The 24,200-nt window shown below is 47.1% G+C and carries 18 protein-coding genes and 3 riboswitches; of the genes, 13 read left to right on the top strand and 5 right to left on the bottom strand.

What is annotated here, in order from left to right; all coding sequences use genetic code 11:
* The first annotated feature begins 231 nt into the window (after window positions 1-231).
* The 6 genes from EI981_RS27425 (at window position 232) to EI981_RS27400 (ending at window position 10,150) form a co-directional block, all read left to right on the top strand.
* The gene (locus EI981_RS27425; RefSeq protein ID WP_127003689.1) at window positions 232-1,206 is read left to right on the top strand and encodes an aldo/keto reductase; all 975 of its coding nucleotides are present in this window, start codon (window positions 232-234) and stop codon (window positions 1,204-1,206) included.
* 127 nt (window positions 1,207-1,333) lie between these two features.
* A complete protein-coding gene (locus EI981_RS27420; protein WP_127003687.1) occupies window positions 1,334-2,740 on the top strand; it encodes a hypothetical protein in 1,407 nt (468 codons plus the stop codon).
* Between the two features lie 185 nt (window positions 2,741-2,925).
* The gene (locus tag EI981_RS27415; RefSeq protein WP_227011611.1) at window positions 2,926-4,083 is read left to right on the top strand and encodes a hypothetical protein; all 1,158 of its coding nucleotides are present in this window, start codon (window positions 2,926-2,928) and stop codon (window positions 4,081-4,083) included.
* Between the two features lie 115 nt (window positions 4,084-4,198).
* Complete coding sequence (locus tag EI981_RS27410; RefSeq protein ID WP_127003685.1) at window positions 4,199-5,308, top strand: FAD:protein FMN transferase; 1,110 nt, start codon at window positions 4,199-4,201, stop codon at window positions 5,306-5,308.
* A 130-nt stretch (window positions 5,309-5,438) separates the two neighbouring features.
* Window positions 5,439-6,179 (top strand): Bax inhibitor-1/YccA family protein, encoded by a 741-nt coding sequence (locus EI981_RS27405; protein WP_127003683.1) that lies wholly within the window; start codon window positions 5,439-5,441, stop codon window positions 6,177-6,179.
* A 143-nt stretch (window positions 6,180-6,322) separates the two neighbouring features.
* Window positions 6,323-6,425: riboswitch (cyclic di-GMP riboswitch) on the top strand.
* A gap of 164 nt (window positions 6,426-6,589) precedes the next feature.
* Window positions 6,590-10,150, top strand: coding sequence for an S-layer homology domain-containing protein (locus EI981_RS27400; RefSeq protein WP_127003681.1), 3,561 nt, complete (start codon window positions 6,590-6,592; stop codon window positions 10,148-10,150).
* A 57-nt stretch (window positions 10,151-10,207) separates the two neighbouring features.
* Here EI981_RS27400 and EI981_RS27395 read toward each other — a convergent pair whose 3' ends face one another.
* Window positions 10,208-10,954, bottom strand: a complete 747-nt coding sequence (locus tag EI981_RS27395) for an anthrax toxin lethal factor-related metalloendopeptidase (protein ID WP_227011610.1) — start codon at window positions 10,952-10,954, stop codon at window positions 10,208-10,210.
* Window positions 10,955-11,042: riboswitch (cyclic di-GMP riboswitch) on the bottom strand.
* 100 nt (window positions 11,043-11,142) lie between these two features.
* Window positions 11,143-11,234: riboswitch (cyclic di-GMP riboswitch) on the bottom strand.
* Window positions 11,235-11,261: 27 nt separating this feature from the next.
* On the opposite strand from EI981_RS27395, the gene EI981_RS29840 reads away from it, so the two are divergent.
* Together EI981_RS29840 and rlmN are read left to right on the top strand one after the other, a co-directional pair.
* Window positions 11,262-11,519 (top strand): hypothetical protein, encoded by a 258-nt coding sequence (locus EI981_RS29840; RefSeq protein WP_227011609.1) that lies wholly within the window; start codon window positions 11,262-11,264, stop codon window positions 11,517-11,519.
* On the top strand, window positions 11,512-12,573 hold the full coding sequence (rlmN, locus tag EI981_RS27390) for a dual-specificity RNA methyltransferase RlmN (protein ID WP_127003677.1): 1,062 nt from the start codon (window positions 11,512-11,514) through the stop codon (window positions 12,571-12,573). Before EI981_RS29840 ends, rlmN begins: the two co-directional genes overlap by 8 nt.
* Before the next feature lie 351 nt (window positions 12,574-12,924).
* Here the strand turns inward: rlmN and EI981_RS27385 are convergent, their stop codons facing one another.
* The gene (locus EI981_RS27385; protein ID WP_127003675.1) at window positions 12,925-13,671 is read right to left on the bottom strand and encodes a helix-turn-helix domain-containing protein; all 747 of its coding nucleotides are present in this window, start codon (window positions 13,669-13,671) and stop codon (window positions 12,925-12,927) included.
* Between the two features lie 109 nt (window positions 13,672-13,780).
* Between EI981_RS27385 and EI981_RS27380 the strand changes: the two genes are divergently transcribed.
* Window positions 13,781-16,063 (top strand): glycoside hydrolase family 65 protein, encoded by a 2,283-nt coding sequence (locus tag EI981_RS27380; protein ID WP_127003673.1) that lies wholly within the window; start codon window positions 13,781-13,783, stop codon window positions 16,061-16,063.
* 398 nt (window positions 16,064-16,461) lie between these two features.
* On the opposite strand, the gene EI981_RS27375 is transcribed toward EI981_RS27380, so the two are convergent.
* From EI981_RS27375 to EI981_RS27365, 3 genes are all read right to left on the bottom strand, one after another.
* On the bottom strand, window positions 16,462-17,706 hold the full coding sequence (locus EI981_RS27375; protein WP_127003671.1) for an MFS transporter: 1,245 nt from the start codon (window positions 17,704-17,706) through the stop codon (window positions 16,462-16,464).
* 177 nt (window positions 17,707-17,883) lie between these two features.
* Window positions 17,884-18,063, bottom strand: a complete 180-nt coding sequence (locus tag EI981_RS27370; RefSeq protein ID WP_127003669.1) for a DUF2524 domain-containing protein — start codon at window positions 18,061-18,063, stop codon at window positions 17,884-17,886.
* Window positions 18,064-18,259: 196 nt separating this feature from the next.
* Window positions 18,260-19,171, bottom strand: a complete 912-nt coding sequence (locus EI981_RS27365) for a serine hydrolase domain-containing protein (RefSeq protein ID WP_127003667.1) — start codon at window positions 19,169-19,171, stop codon at window positions 18,260-18,262.
* A gap of 562 nt (window positions 19,172-19,733) precedes the next feature.
* Between EI981_RS27365 and EI981_RS27360 the strand changes: the two genes are divergently transcribed.
* The 4 genes from EI981_RS27360 (at window position 19,734) to EI981_RS27345 (ending at window position 24,162) form a co-directional block, all read left to right on the top strand.
* Entirely contained in the window at window positions 19,734-20,450 is a 717-nt protein-coding gene (locus EI981_RS27360) for an alpha/beta hydrolase (protein WP_227011608.1), read from the top strand.
* Window positions 20,451-20,470: 20 nt separating this feature from the next.
* Window positions 20,471-21,430 carry an ABC transporter permease gene (locus tag EI981_RS27355; RefSeq protein WP_127003663.1) on the top strand — a complete coding sequence of 320 codons (960 nt, stop codon included), beginning with the start codon at window positions 20,471-20,473 and terminating at the stop codon, window positions 21,428-21,430.
* A 19-nt stretch (window positions 21,431-21,449) separates the two neighbouring features.
* Window positions 21,450-22,352, top strand: coding sequence for a carbohydrate ABC transporter permease (locus EI981_RS27350; RefSeq protein WP_127003661.1), 903 nt, complete (start codon window positions 21,450-21,452; stop codon window positions 22,350-22,352).
* 202 nt (window positions 22,353-22,554) lie between these two features.
* On the top strand, window positions 22,555-24,162 hold the full coding sequence (locus EI981_RS27345; protein ID WP_127003659.1) for a type 2 periplasmic-binding domain-containing protein: 1,608 nt from the start codon (window positions 22,555-22,557) through the stop codon (window positions 24,160-24,162).
* The last annotated feature ends 38 nt before the right edge of the window (window positions 24,163-24,200 follow it).

Raw genomic sequence — 24,200 nt, 5'->3', positions numbered from 1 at the left:
GATAATGATTATCATTCGCGGACTGATATAAATAATATAGTTCCAAGCGGTGGATGTCAATAATAAATTAAAAGTCAAACTGATATTTATAAGGATAAGAACCCCTGATATTATCGGGTGCTCACCATGTCACGGTACCGTATTGTAGATATGTTAAGCTGTGGGTAAAGGCGGATGAAATCGCCATATCATATTATTGTGCTAAATATAGGGTAAAGGGGCTGATGTAGTATGAAGTATCGTAGACTCGGAAATAGCGGGCTTGAAGTATCGGAGATCGGGCTTGGGACAAATTCATTTGGTAAAAGAGCCAACGAATCCACCTCAATTCGCATTATGGAGGAGGCGCTGGACAACGGCATTAACTTCATAGATACGGCGAATATCTACGCTGGAACAGAGTCGGAACGAATTATCGGACAGGCTCTAGCCGGCAAAAGACAGCATGTCGTTCTGGCTACGAAGGCCGGATTGGTAAGAGGGGAAGGGCCGAACCAGCGCGGCTCCTCGCGGTATCATTTGCAGCAGGAACTAGAAGGTAGCTTGAAGCGGCTCAATACCGATTATATCGATCTGTATCAGATCCATACTTTTGACCCGAACACTCCGCTTGAGGAGACGCTGCGCACTTTGGACGATATGGTGCGTGCGGGTAAAGTTCGCTACATCGGAGCTTCCAACTATGCGGCGTGGGAGCTGATGAAGGCACTAGGCATCAGTGAACTGAAGGGGCTGAACCGCTTCGTATCCCTGCAGGTTAGCTATTCTTTAGCCGATCGAACCCCGGAGCAGGAGATGGTACCGCTATGCCTGGATCAGGGCGTTGGCATTATTCCGTATTTCCCACTCGCAGGTGGGATTCTTAGTGGGAAGTACAGCTTGTCAGACAAAATTCCGGAACATTCCCGTGCGGATAAAGACCCAAGCTTCAATCGCTTCATTAATGAACGAACGTTGACGCTCGCCGATCAAGTGAGCAAGCTGGCGGCTGAACACGGACATACACCTAGCAGTCTTTCTCTAGCCTGGCTGATGAGCCAGTCCGTTGTAAGCACGGTTATTGTTGGCGCCACCCGTCCAGAGCAGCTGAGGGAGAATCTCCGTAGCCTGGAGATTGAACTAAATACAGGGCTCGTAGAGGCACTGGGCAATTTAAGCCAGAGAAGCCGCTACAGCGAACCGTTCGCAACTTATCGTCTATCTTGATCTTATGGACAGCCATTTTCATATAACGTGTTCCAAAGGTGAATTCCAAAGCGCTACTTGAACACAAGCCCAGGCCCATGCATAGCATATAGCACCACTTTGTTAGCGGGGAAAGGGTGTGCCTGGAATGGGGATTCATTTAACGGCAATCCATTATGTGTATTTGGCTTTCATTGTATTGATTATGGCGCTGTTGATCAGACGCCGCGATACGACGATGATCTGCGTAGCGGGCATCTTTGTATTAGGCTTAATCGCCACGGAGACTCTCAGCGGCTCAGTATCCGGTGTCTTTAATTCATTTGTATACGCGACGAGGGAACTGCTTGGAACGATCATGATCATTTCCATCATCGTAGCGATGAGCCAGGTTCTAATGCGGACGGGAATTAATGAAACGATGATAGCACCGTTGACGCGGTTTATTCGCACTCCTGCAGTAGCCTTCTGGGGTATCGGTCTAATTATGATGGTGACCTCCTGGTTCTTCTGGCCTTCACCGGCAGTCGCTCTCATCGGCGCGGTTCTGCTGCCAGTGGCTGTTCGGGTCGGTCTGCCAGCACTTGGAGCAGCCATGGCCATGAACCTGTTCGGTCACGGTATTGCTCTATCGGGCGACTATATTATTCAAGGTGCGCCTAAGCTGACGGCGGACGCAGCTGGACTGCCAGTATCCAGCGTGATGGAGGCGAGTGTCCCGCTCGTTATCGTGATGGGGCTGGTCACAACCGTTACGGCATTCTGGATGATGCGCAGAGATATCAAACGTGGAACGTGGCGTGACGGGCTGGTGACGAGCAAGAATCTGACTCCTAAGCTATCAGCGGAGGAAGAGGAGCAGGCAATTATCTCTCCTGACGTGAAGAAAGGACTGGCGATTGCGATACCTCTGCTGTTCTTGATCGACGTTCTCGCGATGTTCTTGCTCCATTTACAGGGCGGAGATGCGACAGCGCTGGTTGGCGGAACAGCTGTATTCATCCTGATCGTTGTCACTTTGCTGGCTCATCGCAACCGTGGATTGGAGAAGGTAACTTCATATCTGATCGATGGCTTTGTGTTCGGATTCAAAGTATTCGGCCCGGTCATCCCGATCGCAGCTTTCTTCTATCTGGGCGACTCGGCATTTACGGAATTATTCGGTCAGGTATTGCCCGAGGCTTCCCATGGTATTGTAAATGATCTCGGGGTGGCGCTGGCAGGAGTTGTACCTCTGAACGGAGCTGTAGGTGCTATTACGTTGACGATCATCGGAGCCATTACCGGTTTGGATGGATCTGGATTCTCTGGGATCTCACTTGCGGGTTCAGTGGCGCAATTATTTGCCGCAGCGACCCATACAGGGGCAGCCACCTTGACCGCATTAGGGCAAGTCGCCGCGATCTGGGTTGGGGGTGGTACATTGATTCCATGGGCATTAATTCCGGCTGCAGCAATTTGCGGAGTAAGCCCATTTGAACTGGCTCGGCGCAATTTGAAGCCTGTCTTAATCGGGCTCGGGGTGACTACAATTGTCGCTATGTTTTTGTTGTAAAATGCCATTTGAAATATCTGCAAAAAAACGGCTATCCAGAAGATAGTCGTTTCTTGTTGTTCACAGAGCTTTCACTTTTCAAATAGGAAATGGAGGTATTGTATACCAAAAAAGTTTGTGATAGAATTCACCTATATAGTGAAATATTTCACTTAATTTAAAAATGTCTATCTTAGGGGGCTTTCATGAAAATGAGGAAAATGATGTATGCGTTGTTAGTATCTATGGTTGCTATCTCCATGCTGGCTGGCTGCGGTTCCAAGAACTCAAATTCAAATTCTGCTAATTCTGGCCAATCTGCATCTAACGAATCAACCAACAATGCTTCCACGAACAATGGAGCAACAAATAACGCAGATACTGCAGCTTCAGGACAAATTGCCAAGATTGGTCTGGGTCATATTACATCTATTGGCAGCTCGAAGGATATGGAAGGCGACACACTGGCTACTGCACAAGTGGACACAACGATTGTTGCAGCAGCATTTGATAAAGATGGCAAGGTAGTCAAGATTGAGATCGATAATGCACAATCGAAGGTAGACTACGATAAAGATCTGCAAGTGGCTACTGACTTGAATGCCGACAATAAAACCAAGGTAGAGCTTGGCGAAGATTATGGAATGAAAAAGGCTTCGTCCATCGGCAAAGAGTGGTATGAACAAGCGAAAGCGCTCGGCGATTGGATGGTAGGCAAGAGTGTCGATGAAATCAAAGCCATGAAGACCAAAGCAAAGGATGATCATCACCCGGCTGTTCCGGATGAAGCGGATTTGGCTTCTACTGTAACGATGAACGTATCTGATTTCATTGCAGCCGTGGCTGAGGCATACGATAATGCGATTGATGTGAAGGCTGGTGCTGAAAAATTCGGCCTCGGAAATAACGTTTCCCTTGCTAAGTCTAAGGGTCTGTCCACGAATGATGGTCAAGAAGTGCTTCCAGCAGCTGAGGTTAATACAGTAATGGTAGCTACAGCCTTTGATAAAGATGGCAAGGTAGCAGGTACGATTATTGATAACGCACAGACAAAGGTGAACTTTGACAAGAACGGTAAAGTGACATCCGATAAGAATGCAGAGATCAAGACGAAGGTAGAGCTTGGCGATGAGTACGGCATGAAGAAGGCTTCCTCGATCGGCAAGGACTGGTATGAGCAAGCGAGAGCGCTTGGCGATTGGATGGTAGGCAAGTCCGTTGATGAGATCAAAGGCATGAAGACGAAGCAAAAAGATGACGCTCATCCTGCAGTTCCGGATGAAGCGGATCTGACTTCTTCGGTTACAATCAGTGTTCAGGACTATATCGCAGGCTTGGTAAAATCCTTCGACAACGCTAAATAATAAGGTTCTTTAATCATCGAACAATATGGACTCCCCCATGCTTATGGGGGAGTTTTGCTTAAAACCGAGATAGGATTGGAGAAGTCCGGCAACGAGGCGCTTAAGAGGTGAATTTATGTATAGAGTAGTGGAAAAGACAAAATGGTGGGTAGGGGTTATACTTACGGCCTTGTTATTGACCGGCTGCACAGCCAAGGCGGATCAACTGGAAGTGGTATATCCCAAATATAGTGACAGTTTCTTCGATGCTTTCGATACGATGACCCAGGTTGTAGCGTACACAGAGAGTGAGGAGCAATTCGAGCAATACGTCGAGCAAATCCATAAGCGGTTCTTGGAGCTGCACCGATTATATGATATTTATAACAATTATGAAAGTCTTAACAATGTGAAGACGATAAATGATCAAGCCGGGATTGAACCTGTTAAGGTCAGCCAGGAGATCATCGACTTAATCCAGTTCTCCAAGAAGTGGTATGACAAGGTTGGTGAGACCAATATAGCAATGGGGTCGGTTCTCGAGTTGTGGCATGACTATCGAGAAGCGGGTATTGCCAACCCGGATCAGGCCAAGCTGCCGCCGATGGAAGAGTTGAAGAAGGCCGCGGAGCATATTGATTTCAGCAAGGTAATTATCGATGAAGCGAATAGCACAGTCTTTTTGGCAGATGCAAAAATGTCGCTGGATGTCGGTGCTGTGGCCAAGGGCTTCGCGACTGAATTGGTAGCCAAGGAAATGAAAGCGCAGGGGATGAACTCCTTCATGATCAGCGCTGGTGGGAATATCCGTTCCGTAGGGAAGCCGTTGGATGGGGTACGGCAGCGCTGGGGTGTCGGTATCCAGAATCCGAATAAATTCATCGCGATGGAAGAGGATAATCTGCTGGATACGGTATTTATCCGTGATGCTTCTGTCGTCAGCAGTGGGGATTACCAGCGTTATTACGCGGTGGATGGCGTGAAATACCACCATTTGATCGATCCAAAAACTTTGCTGCCGGGAAATTACTATCGGGCGGTGACGGTCGTTACCGAAGATTCCGGTTTGGCGGATTTTTTGTCGACGGTTGTATTCTTGCTGCCATATGAACAGAGCGCTGCTCTTGTAAAGGAGCTGGATGGAGTCGAGGTGCTCTGGGTAATGCCTGACGGCACTGTGAAGGCAACGAAAGGTATGCAGAAGATCATGAAAAGCCATGGAGCGTCAGGGGCGAGAGCGTCATAGCTTGAATCGGTGGAGCCCGGTAGATGGTTTGCTTATGTATGGCTATATTTTCAAATTTGTAGGGATTTTGTGGGACTAGTTTGAGTATTATGGTAATATATAAGCAAATTCATAATGAGGTGATTGATTCTTGATAGGTCGTAGCGGTAACCCCACTCTTAATGACAAGACTTTTGAAAGAGCCGGTCAATTTAGTGATTTGAACCGGATGACAATTGGAGGCACAGTGAATAAGGCGTTTATTACGCTCATTATTTTGCTGGCAAGTGCCTTCAGTACATGGATGATGTTCTTCGATGGGAAGAATGTAGTTCCTTTCGCTATCGGCGGAGCTGTTGCCGGGCTTATTATTGCGATAATCCTTGCTTTTAAACCAGCGATTTCTCCCTATTTAGTACCGATTTATGCACTTTGTGAAGGCTTTTTCCTTGGAGCCATTTCAGCTACATACGAGACTTTATACTATGGAATCACTTTACAGGCAGCCTTGCTGACAATGGGTGTCTTCCTTGCTCTGCTGCTTGCATACAAGACAAGAATTATTAAAGCGACAGAGAATTTCAAACTTGGTGTATTCGCGGCAACTGGCGGCGTAGCACTGCTCTATCTGCTGAGCATTGTATTGCGGTGGTTCGGTATTCAAATTCCTTATTTGCATGACAGTACACCAATCGGTATCGGAATCTCCGTCGTCATCGTAATCATTGCTGCACTGAATTTGGTGCTGGACTTTGACTTTATCGAGAACGGCGCACAGAATGGGGCTCCGAAGTACATGGAATGGTATGGAGCCTTTGGTCTGATGGTAACGCTTGTCTGGCTGTATCTTGAGTTGCTTCGTCTGATCGCCAAGATTTGGAGCCGTGATTAGACAAAACTAGTGGTTTGCGTTCGACAAAACTAGTATTATTTTACCTTTTTTAGCGATTGACTCCAGTTCTAAATGTGAAATATATTAATGTCACACAGAGGTCGTTGTTCTTCATCCAGAGAACAAGGGCCTCTTTGTTATATTTCATATCTAGGCACACTAATCGAAAGGTTAGGTCGCAAAGCTTTGGAGTCTAATGGTTCTGATCAGAATACTGATCCGGCTAATGACAGTCCGGCTGCATTCACAATGCTTATTGTTGATGCAGCCGGATTTTTTTGTTTTCTTCCTGGTTGCGAAGGCATTCCCAGTGAATAGCCTTCGTAAGATAAGTATTAGTGCCTGAAAAGGGAGGGGATTAATGCAGGGAAAGTAGCCTAGGAGTGAAGATAACAAAATGAGGAGGAGCTATGAAAAGCGGAATTCGATTAATTGTTACTTGGTTGTGCATGATCTCCCTTATACTAGGGATGCCTTCGATGGCGTTGGGAGCAGGCGGCAGTCCTAGCGATCCGGTGTGGCCAAACCCGGGGTCGATCCAGTTGAACAAGACGGCGACGCCTACCGATAACTTCGGAGAATGGAAGGTAACGCTGACGGTGGAAGGCAAGCAATTGAAGACAAACACGGACATTGTGCTCGTCATCGACAAATCGGGCAGTATGAACGATGGGAAGCGTTTGGCAAGTGCCAAAGAAGCGGCCAAGAGCTTCGCGGATTCACTGCTAACGAGTGATTCGGGTGTACGTTTGGCGGCGGTATCGTTTAATAATGCGGCTTCTGATCCACCGGTGTATGGCTTTGCAGATGCTTCCAAGAAGGATGACTTCAAGAAAGCCATTGATAAAATCAGTGCAACTGGCGGAACAAATATTCAAGCTGGACTTAAAGCTGCTGATGATCTATTGAAAAATAGTCCGGCTGACAAGAAGTATATCGTACTGCTAAGCGATGGAGAGCCGACCTACAGTTATAAGGGTACGGCTGCTACAAGTTACAACGATTGGCCTAATATGAAGTACAGCTTCATAATTACTGATTTTGACTTCACGTCTTTGAAAGGGACGGGTAGCAGTTTTTCATTATCCAGCTATAATATTGATCGAGCAGGTACCTACAAGGTCACGGATAATGGACTTCCGACCATTTCCCACGCAAAATTGCTGTACGATAAGGGTATTGGTATTTATAGCATTGGCCTGGAAGTAGGCAACAACAGCAATGCTGTGTATGTACTCAACAACAGTCAGAATCGAGGCTACTATTCAGCGAACAGCGATGAGCTGAAGAAGGTATTTGCGGAGATCTCCAGCGATATCAAATTTGCTGCCAGAGATGCAGTTGTGACAGATCCGATGGGCGAGAAGTTCAATCTCCAGCCGGGTGCGCTGGATGGCAAGGATTACGAAGCGTCCCAAGGCGAGGTGGTCTGGAACCCGGCGACAGAGACATTCCAGTGGAATGTCGGCACGGTCTCTGAAGGCAAATCGGCGACATTAACTTATGTTGTCGTGATCGATCCATCTTCGAACCCGGTGTCAGATACACTGTATCCGACGAACGGGAAAACGACGATTGATTACACGAATGTGTACGGTAATACGCATATTGTGAAGGAATTTACTGTACCTGAAGTGAAGATCGGCCTGGTGAAGATTCTTGTTAAGGGCTACGCGGTGAATCTGCAAGGAAAGCCGATCAACAAAGCTGGGGATGAAGTTGCTAGTCCAGCACTAGCAGAACAGCTATATTCCGAATACTATTCCGTTGATAGTAAGGATTCATTCCCAGTTGGTGGCGATCCGATCTCAGTACCAGCCAAATCGCTTGATGGATACAAACTCAAGGTTGGGGTCGACCCAACAATGGTTACTTTGCAAGCGACCGCAGATAATATCGTTCTGTTCGGTTATGCCAAAGTAATCGAGAAGTCGGTGACAGTGAAATACGTAGATCGCGATTCGGGGAAGGAAATTGCTGACCCGGATGTGATTGAGAAGGCTATTGTCGGTGAGCAGATTAAGCTCGAAGCGAAGCAAATTCCGGGATATACGGCAGAGGAGCCTACAACCTTTAATTATCCTGTAGAGAATAAGGATAATAATGAACATATTTTCTATTACACGGCTAATAAGCAGACAGTGACTGTGAAGTATCTAGAGCGGGGAACGGATAAGGAACTATCTCCGTCAACTTCCGTACCAGGAAAGACGGGAGAGACTGTGAAGTTAACAGCCGCCACTGTTCCTGGTTATACTCCAGAGAAAGCAGAAGATACGTACACAGTGAAAGCAGAGGGTAATGAGTATATCTTCTACTACACGGCGGGTGAACAAACCGTTACTGTTAAATATCTGGAGAAGGGAACGGACAAGGAACTATCTCCGTCAACTTCCGTACCAGGAAAGACGGGAGAGACCGTGAAATTAACGGCTGCAATCGTCTCAGGTTATACTCCAGATAAAGCGGAAGCTACGTACACGTTCCATGCAGGAGCCAATGAGTACATTTTCTACTATGTCCAAGATGAACAGCCTATTGAAGAGCGTGCCGTAACGATCCATTTCCTTGAAGAAGGCACGGAAGCTGTGCTGAAGGACCCAGAGGTTAAATCAGGTAAGGTCGGAGAAACATTGACCTGGACAGCTGAGAACATTACGGTAACGGATACGGTATATGCTCCGGTCCAGCTCAATCACAGCTATACGATTACAAACGAAGAAGTTCAGGACTACCCTATCTATTACAAAAAGAGTGATTCTGAAGAGAATTTGAAGCTTACGATTCAATATCTTGATCGGGCAACTGGAGAGCCCGTGGCAGCATCGGATACGGTGTTCGGAATCGAAGGCAAGGAGATTACTCTGTTGCCTAAGACTCCGACTGTAACGGATGCGGTATATGTACCTGAGTTAGAGAGTGCTACTTATACCTTTAACGGTGATCTGGAGCAAGAGTATACTTTCTACTACAACAAACAAGTAGACCCAGAGCCAGCTGAGCGCACGGTAACTGTGAAATACCTTGAGCAGGGTAGCAATCGTCAGCTTGCCAATCCTACCACGGTGAAAGGCAAGATAGGAGATACACTAACCTTAACGGCGGTAAGCATATCCGGCTATACTCCAACGAAGTCCAGCGATACGTATAAGATCGGAAATGGCGAATCGCAAGAATATATTTTCTACTACACAGCGAATTCGACTGGCGGTCCGGGCAGTCCTAGCTCAGGAGGCTCTTACACGTCTTACACACCACCTTCACCTCCGCCACCACCAGCACCACCAGTGCCGCCATTACCACCAGTACCGCCTAAGCTCGACACCGAGAATCACTTTGATTATATCCAGGGCTATCCGGACGGTATGGTAAAGCCGCAGAACAATATCAGCCGCGAAGAAGTGGCGGCGATCTTCTATCGTCTGATGGAAGGCGAGAGCCGGGCGAACTACTACTCAACAACGAATTCCTATAACGATGTGAAGGATACTCGCTGGTCCAACAAGCATATCTCGACGATGGCCAATGCCGGAATTATTACGGGCTACCCGGACGGCTCTTTCAGACCGGGTCAGGCAATCACCAGAGCTGAATTTGCTGCTATTGCAGCCCGATTCGATAAGCTGGATGAGCGAGAAAGCGGACTGTTCACGGATATTAGCGGACATTGGGCTGAGAAGTACATCCTCTCGGCAGGTAACAAGGGCTGGATCAAAGGGTATACGGATGGTACCTTCAAACCGAATCAATATATTACTAGAGCCGAGGCAATGTCCTTCATCAATAGTGTATTGAATCGTAAAGTGAAGGAGTCCGGAATCCATAAGGATGCCAAGAAGTGGCCGGATAATTCGGCAACGAGCTGGTATTACGAAGATGTCATTGAAGCGACAAACAACCATGATTATTCACGGAATTCGGATGACTATGAGACTTGGGAACAGCTTAAGCCACATAGAGTTGAACCCTAATGAATGAGTGATTTAACGTAAGAAGAGGCTCCCGTCGGGGAGCCTCTTTATGCATTATTATTGATATTTAGAGAATAAGTCCTTCATAAATTGATAGGTTAAAGGCATGTCCTGCTTAAGCCTAGCTTGTGTCTGTTCACTATATAAATACAGCGTCGCGGTTTCTGCGAAATATTCTGTAGCGTATGCTGATACATATCCATCTCCCTTATAGTCGATGTCAGCTTCTTTCTTCCATATATCCGTGAACTTGGAGGAGGAACTGATGTTGCCCAGTACAAGGCGATCTATGGCGTGGAGTGTCTCATGTAGCTCCAGGTTTTGCCCGTTATGGCCTTTACCTTTGTCGCTGTAGCCGATTCTGGCAATAACGATATTGGAGCTAACGCCAGGAACGTCGTCCCAAGTGAGACCGGTATTCTCCCATCCCCGTGGGGTGACTCCCTTATATTGCGAGAATTCAGGCTCATCGGTGATTTTTCCGGTAACGAGCTTAATATTTATTTGTTTATCCTTAAGAGCTTGCAGAAGCGGGGCGGGAATTAATGCCAGGTGATTCATCATCTTATCGGCTTCTAGCTTATCGTAATTGCCCTGAGGCAATATGACAATATCTTGAAGCAGGCCAGTATCACCCTGAGCATAGCTTGATGGGGTAGAGAAGCTCATAACGATGAGCAGACAGGTAAGAAATAGGATCGGGATGCGTCGGATCAGCTTCATAATAATCCCTCCATTCATCTCATAAATTTTGCATGGTTCACCGAGTCGGAAGAAATGAATGAAGTATTCATCCACTTCCATATCGGCAGCTGGCTGGCCTGGCGGTAGATCCGCTGTAGCCCCTATAGCTTTGCGCCCCCGTCTTTCGAAGGGTTTGCCCTGAGCAATATGAAAATAGCAAGATAGTTCAAATTTTCATAGAACAAAAAAATCCTTCTTACCGAGTAAGAAGGACGGTTCAAGCGATGATTACGCTCAACAGCTTCTATATCGGCAACTGGCTGGCATGTGAAGGAATCATCCTCACGAAGCCCCTATAGCTTTGCGTCCCCTTCTTTCGAAGAGTTTGCCTTGATCGATTTGAGAGATTGATAGAATTGGAAAAAATATGAATCTATCTACTATTAAAAATAAATCTAATAGGGTGAATAGTCAACTCTTTTCTGCCAAAAAAGGCGTGGATTGGAGCGGAATATACGTTATGACGGATTACTATGGAAAACGGACGGATGCAAGTGTTGGCAAGCGGGACCTAGCTCTTGTGTTAAAACTAAAAATTTGGGACAATAGTACAGATTACATCCTTTTCGGAGTGACAGACGAGAGGCTATTTTACAGTTTTGAAAAGAGGAACTGGCATGAATAACACATCCATTTATGGATTTACATTAGAACAACTTGGAGATTGGCTCGAGGATCATGGTGAGAAGAGATCAAGAGCTGGGTTCGTCTGGGATAACTTATATCGCAAGCGGGTTAAGAGTATTTCAGAAATGGTGGATGTTTCGGCTCCGTGTGTAGAATTGCTAAGCGACCATATGACAATGCAGACGATGACCGAGCATACTCGCCAAGAGTCTAAGGACGGCACTGTTAAATTTCTGTTCAAATTACAGGACGGCAATCTGATCGAGACGGTGCTGATGAGACATAAATTCGGTCTGTCCGTCTGTGTAACGACCCAGGTGGGCTGCAATATCGGTTGCAGTTTCTGTGCGAGCGGATTGCTGAAGAAAAGCCGGGACTTGTCCACCGGCGAGATTGTCGAACAGATTATGAAGGTTCAGCTCTATCTGGATGAGGCGCAGCGCGGAGAATTGGTTAGCCATATCGTAGTTATGGGGATTGGTGAACCATTCGATAATTTCGACAATGTCGTTAATTTCTTGAAGGTGATGACCGATCATAAGGGACTGGCGATTGGACCAAGACATATTACGGTCTCAACCAGCGGTCTAGCGGACAAAATTAAGGAGTTTGCCGATCTCAACCTGCGTGTCAATCTGGCAATCTCTCTACATGCTCCGAACAATGAACTGCGGACCCGGATCATGAAGATCAATCGCGGCATTCCGATCGAGAAGCTGATGGAAGCCATCGACTATTATCTGGAGCGTACGAATCAGAGGATTACGATCGAGTATATTTTGCTTCGGGATGTGAACGATGGCCGGGAGCAGGCTGTGGAATTGACTGAGCTATTGGACAGTCGCAGATCCTATGTCAATGTGAACTTGATTCCCTACAATCCGGTCGATGAGCACAGCCAGTATCAGCGCAGCGATAAAGAATCCGTGCTTGAGTTCTATGACGAGCTGAAGAAGCAAGGCATTAGCTGCAGCGTCCGGATGGAACATGGCTCCGACATTGATGCCGCTTGTGGACAGCTCAGAAGCAAGCAGATGAAGCAGCAGGCTTAATCTATAACTTGGTCGAAAAACGAACAAAAAGCAGCCCAATTCCTGAAGAGGAAGGGCTGCTTTTTTGCTAATATTGACTACGCTCGGACTTTTAACGAAACAGGGTTTCGCTATTTGCCTCAAAATGGGCTGTTAGAAATTTTAACGAAACTTGGTATCGCTATTGGGGTCAATAAGGGGTAAAAGTACGATATTTCTCCCAAATAACGATATGGTGTTTCGTTAGATTCTATATCCCCTCGTTTTTATGGAAATAACGATTTATAGTTTCGTTAGAGATCCGAGGAATGGTGGATTGCCCATTTAGACTCCATTACGCTCCATTGCGCTCATCTATCTCATCTACGCTAACTACCCTCTCTCTGCGCCGCTAATCCGGAATTTTCTTGGGGTCATTCCGGTGAAATTTTTGAACAACTGCGTATAATAACTCTGATTGCAGAATTTGAACGTAAAGGCAATTTCAGAGATCGATTGATTCGTATGGATCAATAGGTGCTTGGATTCTTCGATCTTACGACGGTTAATGAACGTGGTGAGCGGTGAGCCAGTCTCCCGTTTGAAGCGGTCTGACAAATAGCTGGGATGAACCTTGAGAACATCGGCAATCTTATGCAGGGTCAGTTCCTCGAAGATATGCTCGCGGATATAGCGAATCGCCAGATTCACGATATGTGAGTAAGGCAGTTCAGCTTTCTCAGAGCGGATCATCGCCACGAACTGCACTAGCATTTCATATTCGAAATGAATGAGCCGCTCGACATCCACGATCTTCTCGATTTCCAATATCACCGTATCGCTCAAATGGAAGGCGACCTCCGGGTCAACACCGCCCTTAATAATCGCGCGAGTAAATAAAGTGCAGGAAGCGATCAAGGCATTCTTCTTGGAACGAAGCGGGTAGGCGGCAAGAACTGCGGCCTCTAGCTCATTGATTCTGTGCAGCATTTCCATGGCTCTATGCTCATTGCCGAAGCGGATTGCTTCCAGCAGCTCATGCTCATAATCGAAAGGGGGATGGATGAAATTGTCGCGCAAATACTGCATCCGGGATGATACATAATACGGCGGATTGTCCGGACGGGAGGACTTGTTCATTATTTCCCACCACCTAAAAATATTGATAAAAAACTTGATATTTTAGTATAACATAACCTCTTTTCGCACTAAAATTCAAGCATAACCTGTTAGGGAGGAAGGGCAGATCATGACCTGGAAAATATCAAACGCTGAACTGTCACAGCAAGTTTTGCTCAATATGGAAAGTATTTTTGCACTTGGTAACGGTTACTTGGGAGTGCGCGGCAACTTTGAAGAAGGTTATGGAGCAGATATGTCTACGATTCGTGGTACTTATCTGAATGCTTTTCACGATGTCATTGAAATTCCTTACGGCGAGAAATTGTTCGCCTTTCCTGATACACAACAGAAGCTTGTTAACAATATCGATGCTCAGACGATTCTGATCTATTTGGGTGATGAAGAGGAACCGTTCCGTCTTGATCAAGGAACGGTTACAGCTCATGAACGCAGTCTGCATATGGATAGAGGCTACGCGGAGAGAATGGTGCAGTGGAGATCACCAGATGGCAAAGAGATCAAGCTGACTTTCCGCCGTCTCGTATCCTTTACTCACCGGGAATTGTTTGCAATTCAGGTACGGATCGAGCCAGTAAATTATAATGGCCCGGTGAGAATCGTCTCGACCGTGAACGGTAAAGTGACGAATTATACCAATGCCAATGATCCCCGCGTTGGTGCCGGACATGCCGAAAGGATGAAGGTCATCGATACGGATGTTCAAGGCGATATGGGCTATGTCGTTGATGAGACGTTTGTATCCAAGCTGCGTGCGGCTTGCGTAACCCGTCATGATCTGAGCACCAATGCCGATGTTCAATTGCAGGCTGATGAGGGCCAAGTGACTTACACAGCTTCCTTCACTTTGGAAGAAGCGGTAACTCTGACGAAGTATAACCTGTACACAGACAGCCTCCGCCATGGCGAGGCGATTGTCGAACAAGGGACCCGGCTGCAGGAAAGTCTGAAGGAGCTATCCTTTGAGCAACTGCTAGCTGAACAGACGGCATATTTGCAGGAATATTGGAAATCCGCAGATGTGGTGATCGAGAATGATGCGCAGCTGCAGGAAGGAATCCGCTTCAACCTGTTCCAACTGCTGCAATCGGCGGGCCGGGATGAGCACAGCAATATTTCTGCCAAAGGCTTAAGCGGTGAAGGCTATGAGGGCCATTATTTCTGGGATACGGAAATTTACATGTTCCCGGTATTCCTGATGACACAACCGGAGATTGCCCGTCAACTGTTGCTGTATCGTTATTCTTCACTCGATCAGGCCAGAGCCAGAGCGCGTGAGATGGGGCATAAGCAGGGCGCGTTATTCCCATGGCGCACAATTGCGGGCACAGAGTGCTCCTCGTTCTTCCCGTCGGGAACGGCGCAATATCATATTAGTGCGGATATCGCATACAGCTATATTCAGTATTATCTTGCTGAGCAGGACAAAGGCTTCCTTCTGTCCAATGGCGCAGAGGTGCTGATTGAGACCGCCCGCCTATGGGCTGAGATTGGCCATTATTATAACGGTGCCTTCCATATCGACGAGGTGACCGGACCGGATGAATACACCTGCTGCGTGAACAACAACTATTACACAAATGTGATGGCCAAGCATAACCTGAAGTGGGCGGCCAAGAGCTGTGCGATTCTAAAAGATTATAATCCTGCCGGCTTTAAGGCGCTCTGTGTCCGTCTCGGAATTACTGAAGAGGAGATTACGGCTTGGGAGAAGGCTGCTGATGCTATGTTGCTGCCATATGATGAAGCACTGGGTATAAATCCGCAGGATGATACGTTCCTACGCAAGGCGGTATGGGACTTCGACAACACGCCGAAGGAGAAGTATCCGTTGTTGCTGCACTATCATCCGTTGACCATTTACCGCTATCAAGTGTGTAAACAGGCAGATACGGTGCTGGCTCACTTCCTGCTCGAGGATGAACAGAGCGAAGAGACTATCGAGCGTTCATACGACTACTATGAAGGAATCACGACGCATGATTCTTCCTTGTCCTCCTGTATCTTCAGCATTATGGCGTCGAAAATCGGCAATGTGGAGAAGGCGTATGAGTACTTTATCGAGACCGCGCGTCTGGATCTGGACAATACGCATGGCAATACAAAGGATGGCCTGCATATGGCGAACATGGGCGGCACGTGGATGTCGATTGTATATGGCTTTGCCGGTATGCGTCTGAAGGAGAGCGGCCTTTCACTCGCACCAGCGATTCCGCAGGATTGGCAGAAATATGCTTTCCGCCTTAATTTCCGTGGTCGCCTCATCGGTGTATCGATTGGCAAAGATAGTGTAATGCTTGAACTTGTCGAAGGAGAGGCTATCGCGATTAAGCTTTATGACGAGGAAGTAAGACTGGAGCCAGGACAATCGGTGAAGAAGGCGCTTCGGTAGTCATTTTATTAAATGGGAACCGATGAACGGTAAAGGGAATTCCGCTCGTATCTTACCTAAGTGTAAGTAGTACAACTAAATGAGTAAGAATCGGCGTAACTCAGGATTTAACTGCAAAATATACACTTAAAATTTCTACTTTCACGGATTCTTCGAACATCCGCTAATTTAAGTGTACTTTGTACAACTAATTTAGTTAAGATCCCTTCGCTGTAGATTTTAAGTGTAGGTTATACACTTATTTGCGCGATCAATTTCATATCGGGTCTAAAACATACAAAATAGCTGCAGAGATGCAGCTATTTCTATTTCCTATTCAATAAGGGAAGAAGTATATGGGCCAACAGATGCCCATTTTCTCCATCCCGTTATTACATTGCGTGTTCAAAAATCCTGTTTTAGAGCAACTCGTTTCTTCGCTTCAAATGGCGATATAGGACGAGGCTGGCCAACGAGCAGATAATCGCACACAGAGCGATAAAGCTGTATCCGGCCTGCAGTCCGCGTAGTAAGCCGAGCTCTGAGCCTTGGCTGGTCATGAACAGCCGTTTGATCCCGTCGGTAATCGCACCGATCAGATAGTTGCCGATGACACTGCCGACGCCCATCAGCGTGACGATGAAGGTAATGGCAGTGTCGCTGTTACTGCGGTATCGCTTGGCGATCAGCGCCATGATGGTCGGATATACCGGAGCGATACCAATCCCAGCAATCGCGAACAGAACCGCTCCTGGCTCGCCGACCAGGATGGCAGCGAAGGTGCATACTCCTGCGAAGGCCGCCAGAATAATTAAAGATAACGTGAATCCGATCCGGTCAACAATGGGGCCTACGAGCAGACGCGCCACGGTGAAGCATAGGAAGAAGCCGGAGAGCATCCCTGCGGCTGCGGTCGTATCCCAGTGATAGGCCTTCTCCAGGAAGTTAACGAGCCATCCGCCTACGGCCAATTCGGATACGACGCCAAAGGACAAAATGGTGACGAGCAGCCACATGACCGGGTCGCGCAGAAATGCCTTGATCGGCGTGCGTTCTTCCCCCGAATCGTTCTGGTCCGGAAATCGTCCAAGCAGGGCCGGGATCATCGGGATAAGACATAAGGACAACACGACCAAATACATGCCTCTCCAATCCAGCGTGTGTCCGAACAGAGTGACCGTCATCAAGCCGGATGCCAGCATCGGGGCGACCGTTGAACTTAAGCCGTAGAAGAAATGCGATAAGTTCATCATTGTACCGGTATTTTTGACAAAGATCTGCGCGCCCAGCACGGCTAGCGCGATCTCCAGCATCCCGTTGCCGAGGTACATGAAGAAATAGGAGCCGGTTAACGCAGGATAGCTCTGGGACAGGAATATGAAAATTCCGGAGGCAACCATCGAGCCAAAAGAGATTAATGTTACACATTTGACGCCCCATTTACGTACCAGGATGGCGGTAAATGAACAGGCTAATAAGTAGCCGAGTGAATTCAGCGACAGCAGCGTTCCAATCTGCATCTCGTCCAGACCGAAATTAGTCTGAATTCGTGGAATGGCTGGGCCCTTAACGTTCTCAGAGAAACCGAATACAAGAAAACCGATAAATACAGTCAGCACCTGGAATATGTAATTGCGCTTTGAAGCTTTTGATGACGTAATCAAAATGCCCTCCCTAATCCATGAATGATGTATGAATAAGAGAGAGAATATCACAGTTCAAGTGATCCAGCTAGTTGAAAAATGCGCTTTGATGGTCAAATATATACATTCAAATAAGTGGAACCTAGCTCAGATAAAACGAGAAAGGACCTCGGAAGTTCCCGGGTCCTTAATGATGCATTATGGAATATCGCATTTGTTCCTGATAAATGAGATTTGGTTCTCAAGACGATGAATGTGTTCTTGAATATCCTTGCTCGCTGCGCCTTGTCCGCGCAGGGATTCAAGCTCTTGTATCAGTTGATGAAGATCATCTCCCGATTGAGAGCAGTCATAATTGCTATTAATATCCTCTAACATGGTCTAACACCCTCCATAATATTTCGATTGGACTCGCATGATTTTTGTCCTCGGGACAGTCCTTAACACGCATATTATGGCAGTTTTCGATGTAAAGTTATTCAGCAAAATTACAGAGCACCAGAAGGCCCGGCTGAATCAAGATTCGATCTTGAATAAGCTCTCAGTGTTACTTCATGATCAAAAGCGGGCTCCTCTATAATTGTGGCAAAATTTCAGCCCACACGATATCCAAAATCTCTTGCATATGATCTTCCTGGCTGTTGATGGCAATGACAGCGTCCTTATCGGACAATACGATGCAGAACTGACCATAGGCTCCATCGGCGCGGTAGGCGTCATGGGTACACATCCAGAATTGGCATCCGTAGCCTTGGTTCCAATCTACGCTACCCTGGTTGTCGATCTGCTTGCGCGTTGCAAAGTCAATCCACTCCGCAGGCACTAGCTGCTTGCCCTCCCACATGCCCCTCTGCAGCAAAAATTGCCCAAAGCGGCTAAGCTCCTCGTTGTTAATGACCAATCCAGCACATCCGAGCGTAATGCCGAGCGGGGAGGTCTCCCAGTATGCATGATGAATCCCCAACGGCTCGAACAAGCGAGGGGTCAGATATTCCTGTACGGTCTGTCCTGTGGCAGCCTGGATTAATGCCGAGATGATAAAAGTATCTCCACTGCTATAGGTGAACAGCTCCCCTGGAGCTCTGTCCAGAGGCAAGGACATATAGTATTTCACCCAATCCTTCTCCTTAAGACTAGCCCTCTCCGGTGCGGTAAGCGGGGGGTTGTCATGTCCAGAAGTCATGCGGAGCAGGTCATACAGGGTTAGATCGCCAGGGCGCATGGCCGGCTCTATATTAGCGTCTTCAATGACATATTGCGGGAAAAATTCATTCAACTTCGTATGTAATGACAGCTTCCCTTCGGCGATCGCTAGTCCTACCGCCATACAAGTGAAGGATTTGCTGATAGAGTGCTGAATACGTCGCTCATCTATGGTCAGATCCCACTGTGCAGCGAACTCTCCATGTTGAAGCACACGCGTGGACAATACGTTCAATCCTTGCTCAGTAACACGATCGACAAAACCTGTAAGTGACAGAGTCATGGTTAGGGAGCCTTCTTTCTTGTTTAAATAAATAGAAACGTTTCATATAAACGCTGTCAAAAAAGAATTTATTACATTTTCATCAAGGTGTCAACCGCCGCGATGGAAGCCATGGGTGTGGCGTACTCTAGGCCTGTTTCGGGGTGTAAATGCATGATAGAACATCGTTTTTTGGTGATTTTGCAGTCATAGGATGATCAGAAATGTTTATAAAAAATAGGGTTGACACGATCTAAGAACAGGAATATGATGTTATCGAAACGATTCGAGTTAATCGCTTACATCACCCTTAATTTTCCTGTATTCAGGCCTGAATAACATGAGTATTATAGGCATGTACCCTAATGGTATGGGAGAGTAGAAGGATTTCAGCTGTTTTTTTTATATTTCGTGTGAAGTGAGAAACGTTTCGTTTCTGTTTCGATCTTGTAGTCCAGTAGCACTTGGATTACGTGAATAGATCATTGTGGCTGCTTGTAGAGAAGCCGCTAAAATCACGTGTTGATGAAAGGGGTTACATATGGCGCACATCACGATAGATACAGGATCGCCGACACTCCGAATGACAACTAATATCCATGTGATCTCCCCCGTTGATAGTGGAATTACCACAGATAGTACTTTATATCTGCTGCATGGTGCAGGTGACAATTCGAGTACCTGGCATCGCCTGACTACGATTGAGCTGTATGCAGCCCAATACGGCTGCACGGTTATCATGCCGCAAGTGAATCGCAGCTATTACACCGATATGGAGTATGGCTTGGATTATTTCCATTATGTCACGCAAGAGTTGCCAGCATTTTGTTCTCGTCTGTTCAAGCTGAACGATGATCCGCAGCGCACCTATATTGCAGGCTTGTCCATGGGTGGGTATGGCGCGTTGAAGGCTGCTCTCACTTATCCGGACCGATATGCCAAGGCTGTATCGCTGTCAGGGGTAACCGATATTCAGCAGCGTCTTCGTGATCCGAAGATGGAGCTGGGGATGGCCAGAGAGATGCAGGCTGTCTTTGGAACCGAGCTCCTCGTTAAGCCGGAACAGGACTTATATGCTCTTGCTGCCAAACGGATTGAAGAAGGTGCGAAGCTCCCAGCCCTGCTCTGCTGCTGCGGGACGGAGGATCCCTTCATCGGGATGAACCGTGAGTTCGCCGATCATATGCGGTCTACACCGTTTGACTTCGAGTATGTGGAAGGCCCGGGAACCCATGATTGGTTCTTCTGGGAGGAACATCTCAAGACGACTTTTGAGTTCCTGTTTGATGATAAGAATTAAGAAGAGTGAGGGGATGCAATTTGAAACCTGCTGCCATAGGACCTGAACAAAAAATAAATACGCGTTCAAAACCACGGTCCTGGTTCATGGAAATCTGGAAGCACCGGATGACCTATACGCTGCTCCTACCCGGCTTGATCTGGTTATTTGTATTTGCTTATATGCCGATGGGCGGCTTGTCGCTCGCCTTCAAGCATTACAAAGCCAATATGGGGATCTGGGGAAGCCCATGGGTGGGATTGGAGAATTTTAAATACGTCTTCCGCGACCCTACCTTTATCGATGCGATATGGAGAACGTTATACGTCAACATCATCAAGTTCTTGATTTCGTTTCCTTTTCCGATTCTGCTTGCTCTTCTACTGAATGAGCTGCGGATGGGTAAGATGAAGAAAGTCTTCCAGACGGTATTTACTTTCCCGCAATTCTTGTCATGGATTATTGTGTCCGGGATTGTTATCAATGTTCTATCTTATGACGGTCTGCTGAATAGTGCGCTCTCGATGCTTGGGCTGTCGACGATCAATTTCCTCGGCTCAGAGAAAATGTTCCTGCCGATGCTGATCCTTACAGATATCTGGAAGTCAACAGGATGGGGAGCGATCATCTTCCTGGCGGCGATCTCCGGGATCGATCAGGATCAATATGAATCAGCGCAGATCGATGGCGCCTCACGGATGCAACAAATATTCAAAATTACGCTTCCGAACATTCTGCCAACCGTTACGGTCATGTTCATTCTGAACGTAGGCGGTCTGATGTCAGCCGGCTTCGATCAGATCTTCAACCTGGCGAATGCAGCTACGCAGAACGTATCTCAGGTACTGGACGTGTATATTTACCGGATTACGTTCCAGTCTTCAACGGACTTCTCGTTCTCTACGGCGGTCAGCTTGTTCCGGTCACTGGTCAACATGATTCTGCTGCTGTCTGCGGACCGGGTTGCAAAAATGATGGGTGGAGACGGATTATTCCGTTAGGAAAGGAGTGTAGTGATAGATGAGTACGAAAGCTGCGAAACAACATAAATTCCGGGTCGGAAAAATGACGTTTTTGGATTATTTTCTGTTGGTCCTGTTAACGGTATTGTCCTTGATGATCATCATTCCTTTCTGGAACGTCATTATGATCTCGTTCGCGACCCAGAAGGAATATGCGAATAATCCGTTGTTGATGTGGCCGAAGCACCCTACGCTGGATGCTTATCGGGCACTATTCCAAGATGGAAGACTTCTCGGGGGCTTCCTGAACACGTTCAAGATTTTGCTCGTTGGCCTGCCGCTCAGCTTGTTCCTGACGAGCACGATGGCCTACGGTCTAAGCCGGAATAAGTTCCCCGGCAAGAAGGGCATCTTCTTCATCGTCCTGTTCACAATGATATTCAACGGTGGGATTGTTCCGCTATACCTGGTTATGAAGTCGCTCCACCTGACTGGATCGCTCTGGTCCGTCATCTTGGTAGGAAGCTTCAGTGCCTTCAATATGATACTGATGATGAACTACTTCCAGGGGCTGCCGGAATCGCTGATGGAATCGGCGAGGCTTGACGGAGCGGGGGAATGGAAGATCCTCTTCTCCATAGTACTGCCACTTGCGGCTCCAATTATGGCGACAATTACATTGTTCTACGGCGTGTCTTTCTGGAACGGATGGTATGATGCGATGATCTTCCTGCGCAAGGCGGAGCAGCTCCCGCTGCAGAACGTCCTGCGAACAATCATTGTAGAATCTACCACGAACGTATCCAACGCTGCCAGTGTGGATGCCTTGGCCAAATCGGGCTTCTCCACAGGCATGAAGATGGCCTCAGTCTTTATATCGATGGTGCCAATTATGTGCTTCTTCCCGATGCTGCAGAAACACTTCGCCAAAGGGGTGTTAACAGGGGCAATCAAGACCTGATAACCAATAGATTTTTAGTTCACTTTTGATCACGATGTGGATCAGGAAGCTAATTCGGCATCGAATCTTGAATTCAACCGGGCCCTCCGGTGCTCACGTACACACTACGTACGCTGCGCTCCTCGAGCCCTAGCTTCATCCAACCTTCTCGGTGCTGAAAACTGAACTTGTAACAAAAATCTTATTAACACGGGGGTAAAGTATGAAAACGAACAAAAAGTTGTCAGTAAAACCTCTTCTGGCCGTCGTACTTGCACTAACGATGATGCTGACGGCATGCTCCACGAAGCAGGATAATGCGTCCAATGCTGGAGGCAATGCCAAGGATGAGAACGGTGGATACAAAGATAAGCTGAAAATTTCCACTGCACAGTTGACTGAGATTAAGGACGGCCAGATGGACAATGAATTCCACAAGTTCTGGACGGACAAGTTCAATATCGAGTGGGATTACAGTTATGTACAATGGGATTCTTGGGCTGAGAAGCTGCGCCTCTGGATCAACTCCGGCGACCTTCCTGATATAGCAAGCTGGAACTATGTACACGGCGATTTCATGAACTATGTAGATCAAGGACTTCTATATAAATTCCCGGATGATTGGAAAGAGCGTTGGCCGAATGTTGCGGCTGCTTACAATCTGACAGGACTTGGAGACAAGCTAGAAGAGTTGACTGGTGGGACTTACATTCTGCCAAAACCAATATACTTCGAGAATAAACCTGCGGATCCGCTTACGAACCAGATCGGTGTTATCGCACTGCGTAAGGACTGGGCCGAGGCAGTTGGCTTTGAGCTGAAGGATGCTTATACAACTAGTGAATTAATGGAATATGCAAGATTAGTAAAAGAGAAGGATCCTGGCAAGCTGGGCTCCAAGCTCGTTCCGATCTCATACAATGCAGCTGACGCGATGACAAACATCATCATGCCAAACAACGTGCATGCCATGACCGATTCTCCATTCTACAAAGGCGAAGACGGCCAATACCATTGGGGTCCTGCTGACCCTGAGACGCTGACGGGTCTTAAATTGATGCAACAAGCCTACAAGGAAGGCCTCTTGAATCCAGAGTTCTATACTTGGAAGAACAATGAAGGCAACGATAACTTCAGAGTGAAGGGTGTAGGGGCTATTACAAGCCTTGGCGGTCTGGCTTCATACAGAAAAGACATGGATACGCAAATGAAGAAAAATCTCGGGGTAGACAGTGACGAGCTTGTTCAGACAGCTATCGTTCTTGGGGATGACGGTAAGTACCGCAACCTGGAAATGCCTAACTTCTGGTCATCGTTGATCTTCTCTCCGGATATTAGCAAAGAGAACTTCGAGCGCATTATGGATCTGATTGATTACTCGACAAGTAAGGAAGGCCAATTGCTATTGAATATGGGCTTTGAAGGCACGGACTGGAAATATGATGATAACAAAGAACTGGTGAGCTTGCTTCCTGAAGGAACTTCTCTGGAAGATAAATATCCAGCCCGGTTTGAAGGTTTATATGTTCTTGGCGATGACTTCAGCATTATCAATCCAGCAATCAAGAAGGAATACCGTGATAGAGCTGTGAAGTTTTATCAAGACAAAGCGAAGCTGGGAGTAGAAGGCGGTACGCTGGCTACCTACGATTGGGATTTACAATTGTATGACTCCAAGGCGAAGAGCCAAGCGTCGTTTGATTATCAGAATGAGTATGCTAACTTGATTTTGCAACCTGGTGATCTGGAAGCCAACTGGAAGAAGTGGGTTGAAGGCAAGCAGTCCTTGGTTCAACCGCTTCTGGATGAGCTGAACAACTTGAATAAGTAGGATACCGCTTCAATCAGATTCAGGCTGAGGCGAATGTC

It is taken from the genome of Paenibacillus lutimineralis, assembly GCF_003991425.1.
GTDB classification, from domain to species: Bacteria; Bacillota; Bacilli; order Paenibacillales; family Paenibacillaceae; genus Fontibacillus; species Fontibacillus lutimineralis.
The sequence above is the reverse complement of the archived record's forward strand: the minus strand, read 5'-3'. Positions and strand labels throughout refer to the sequence as shown.

Excerpts from the sequence above, each read along its gene's own strand:
- EI981_RS27380 (WP_127003673.1), top strand. The coding sequence starts at position 13,781 with ATGACCTGGAAAATATCAAACGCTGAACTGTCACAGCAAGTTTTGCTC.
- EI981_RS27395 (WP_227011610.1), bottom strand. The coding sequence starts at position 10,954 with ATGGAAGTGGATGAATACTTCATTCATTTCTTCCGACTCGGTGAACCA.
- EI981_RS27345 (WP_127003659.1), top strand. The coding sequence starts at position 22,555 with ATGAAAACGAACAAAAAGTTGTCAGTAAAACCTCTTCTGGCCGTCGTA.
- EI981_RS27425 (WP_127003689.1), top strand. The coding sequence starts at position 232 with ATGAAGTATCGTAGACTCGGAAATAGCGGGCTTGAAGTATCGGAGATC.
- EI981_RS27350 (WP_127003661.1), top strand. The coding sequence starts at position 21,450 with ATGAGTACGAAAGCTGCGAAACAACATAAATTCCGGGTCGGAAAAATG.
- rlmN (WP_127003677.1), top strand. The coding sequence starts at position 11,512 with ATGAATAACACATCCATTTATGGATTTACATTAGAACAACTTGGAGAT.
- EI981_RS27365 (WP_127003667.1), bottom strand. The coding sequence starts at position 19,171 with ATGACTCTGTCACTTACAGGTTTTGTCGATCGTGTTACTGAGCAAGGA.
- EI981_RS27415 (WP_227011611.1), top strand. The coding sequence starts at position 2,926 with ATGAAAATGAGGAAAATGATGTATGCGTTGTTAGTATCTATGGTTGCT.
- EI981_RS27400 (WP_127003681.1), top strand. The coding sequence starts at position 6,590 with ATGAAAAGCGGAATTCGATTAATTGTTACTTGGTTGTGCATGATCTCC.
- EI981_RS27420 (WP_127003687.1), top strand. The coding sequence starts at position 1,334 with ATGGGGATTCATTTAACGGCAATCCATTATGTGTATTTGGCTTTCATT.
- EI981_RS27410 (WP_127003685.1), top strand. The coding sequence starts at position 4,199 with ATGTATAGAGTAGTGGAAAAGACAAAATGGTGGGTAGGGGTTATACTT.
- EI981_RS27370 (WP_127003669.1), bottom strand. The coding sequence starts at position 18,063 with ATGTTAGAGGATATTAATAGCAATTATGACTGCTCTCAATCGGGAGAT.
- EI981_RS29840 (WP_227011609.1), top strand. The coding sequence starts at position 11,262 with ATGAATCTATCTACTATTAAAAATAAATCTAATAGGGTGAATAGTCAA.
- EI981_RS27360 (WP_227011608.1), top strand. The coding sequence starts at position 19,734 with ATGACAACTAATATCCATGTGATCTCCCCCGTTGATAGTGGAATTACC.
- EI981_RS27385 (WP_127003675.1), bottom strand. The coding sequence starts at position 13,671 with ATGAACAAGTCCTCCCGTCCGGACAATCCGCCGTATTATGTATCATCC.